1 protein-coding gene is annotated in these 569 nt (G+C 68.4%); it reads left to right on the forward strand.

Translation table 11 applies throughout. The features are described from left to right. Nucleotides 1–56 precede the first annotated feature (56 nt). On the forward strand, nt 57–569 hold a 513-nt coding region (locus AC01FP_RS18840), incomplete at its 3' end, for a tetratricopeptide repeat protein (protein WP_474482461.1).

Consider the following 569-nt stretch of genomic DNA (forward strand, 5'->3'; position numbering starts at 1 on the left):
CTGACCGGTCCGAACAGGGGGACGATACCATGACCCGCACTGCCTCAAGCACCCGGATGTTTGCCCTCGCGGCATCAACCGCCCTCGCCTCTCTGGCTCTGGGCGGCTGCGCCACCAGCGCCGCTCCTCGGGCGGACCTGTCCGCCAGCAAGGCCCAGCAGGCCCTGCAGAAAGGCCGCAGCGGCCAGGCCGTGAGCCATGCCGAGGCGGCGGTTCTCGCTGACCCCTACAACGCAGCCTACCGCGCCATGCTCGGCGCGGCTTACATGGAACAAGGCCGGTTCCAGTCGGCAGCGACCAGCTTCCAGGATGCGCTCTCGCTTGGCGATACCGCACCCAAGACCGCGCTCAGCCTGGCGCTGGCGCAGATTGCCATCGGCGACAAGCGTGCCGCGGTGGCGACGCTCGACACCTGGCAGGACGGGATCGATCCCGCAGACCTCGGTCTCGCATTTGCCCTCGCTGGCGAAACCAAGCGCTGCGTCGATGTGCTCGGCGCGCAGCTGCGCGGCGGCAACAACACCCCGAAAGTGCGCCAGAACCTGGCCTATTCCTATGCCCTGTTCGGC

Source organism: Cyanobium sp. NIVA-CYA 375, from assembly GCF_056108345.1.